This is a genomic window from Cellulomonas sp. IC4_254 (assembly GCF_011603975.1).
Taxonomy (GTDB): domain Bacteria; phylum Actinomycetota; class Actinomycetes; order Actinomycetales; family Cellulomonadaceae; genus Cellulomonas.
Window position 1 is genome coordinate 1 of sequence record NZ_JAANNB010000373.1, and the last position, 1,297, is coordinate 1,297.

The 1,297-nt window shown below is 78.3% G+C and carries 2 protein-coding genes; one reads left to right on the top strand and one right to left on the bottom strand.

All coding sequences use genetic code 11. The features are described from left to right. Positions 1-136: 136 nt before the first annotated feature. The gene (locus G6556_RS18865) at positions 137-799 is read left to right on the top strand and encodes a YigZ family protein (protein ID WP_166944680.1); all 663 of its coding nucleotides are present in this window, start codon (positions 137-139) and stop codon (positions 797-799) included. 88 nt (positions 800-887) lie between these two features. Here G6556_RS18865 and G6556_RS18870 read toward each other — a convergent pair whose 3' ends face one another. Then, on the bottom strand, positions 888-1,259 hold the full coding sequence (locus G6556_RS18870; RefSeq protein ID WP_166944682.1) for a sterol carrier family protein: 372 nt from the start codon (positions 1,257-1,259) through the stop codon (positions 888-890). Positions 1,260-1,297 lie beyond the last annotated feature (38 nt).

Here is a 1,297-nt window from a genome sequence, read left to right on the forward strand (position 1 = left end):
GAACGGGCGGCGCGGTCGCGGGCCCCGTCGGGGCGGGGACGTCGGCGCCCCGCTCGTCGTCGGGTCGCCCGGGTTCGGTCGTGTCGGCCACCCGCAGATCCTAGGTGCTCCCGGCCGACGCCCTAGGCTCGGGACGATGCCGACCCCCGCCGACGACCCCGCGCCGCGGTACCCCTCCACCATCGCCGCACCGGTCGAGCACGAGCTGGTCGTCAAGAAGTCCCGGTTCCTCGCGCTGGTCCAGCCGGTGTCCTCCGTGGCCGAGGCGGACGCCGTGGTCGCCGCCGTGCGCAGGCGGTACTGGGACGCCCGGCACCACTGCGTCGCGCTGTCCGTAGGCCCGCTGGCCGAGCAGCAGCGGTCGACCGACGACGGCGAGCCGTCCGGGACCGCGGGCGTCCCGATGCTCGAGGTGCTCCGCCGCCGGGAGCTCACCGACCTGGTGGTCGTCGTCAGCCGGTACTTCGGCGGCGTGCTGCTCGGCGCCGGCGGGCTGGTGCGGGCGTACTCGACCGCGACCTCCGAGGCGCTCGACCGCGCGCGCACGGTCCGGCGCACGGCCGCGGTGCGCGTGACCGTGGACGCCCCGCACGCCGACGCCGGCCGGCTGCACGGCGTGCTCCGCGACTGGGCCGACGCGCACGAGGCGTCGCTGGACGACGTCGCCTACGGCGCGGAGGCCCGCTTCACGCTGCTGGTCCCGCCGTCGGCCCTGGACGCGTTCGACGCGGCCCTCGCGGCGTCGACCGCGGGCACCCTGCGCGCGGCACGCGGCGCCACGGTCGTGCTCTCCCGCTAGTCCCTCCGCCGAGTTCGGCAGTTCCGTCTCGAGTTCGGCACCTCGGACTGCCGCACTCGGCCGCCGAGTGCCGAACTCGGCGGCCGGGTCAGCGCGCGCGGGTCGCCTGGAGCGGGAGCCAGGCCGCGAGGTCGGCGCGCTCGCCCGAGGCGTGCACCCGGCCGTCGGCCATCGCCGCGTGCCACGACTCCTCGCCCGTCGCCAGGGCCAGCCAGGTCTGCGGGTCCGTCTCGACGACGTTCGGCGGCGTGCCGCGGGTGTGCCGGGGGCCCTCGACGGCCTGCACGGCGCCGTCCGGCGGGACCCGCACCTCGACGGTGTGCCCGGGCGCGACGTCGGCGAGCTCCTCCAGCGTGAACCGGACGGCGGTGCGGCGGGCGGTCGTGTCGGTCGGGTCCGCGCGCCAGGCGGCGACGGCGGCCCGGCCGACCGCGGGGTCGGTGCGGCGGCGGGGAGGCATGGCCCCATCATCGCCGGTCGCGGCACCGCGCGCCCGGT

Coding starts and splice junctions, on each gene's coding strand:
- G6556_RS18870 (WP_166944682.1), bottom strand. CDS start 1,259: ATGCCTCCCCGCCGCCGCACCGACCCCGCGGTCGGCCGGGCCGCCGTC.
- G6556_RS18865 (WP_166944680.1), top strand. CDS start 137: ATGCCGACCCCCGCCGACGACCCCGCGCCGCGGTACCCCTCCACCATC.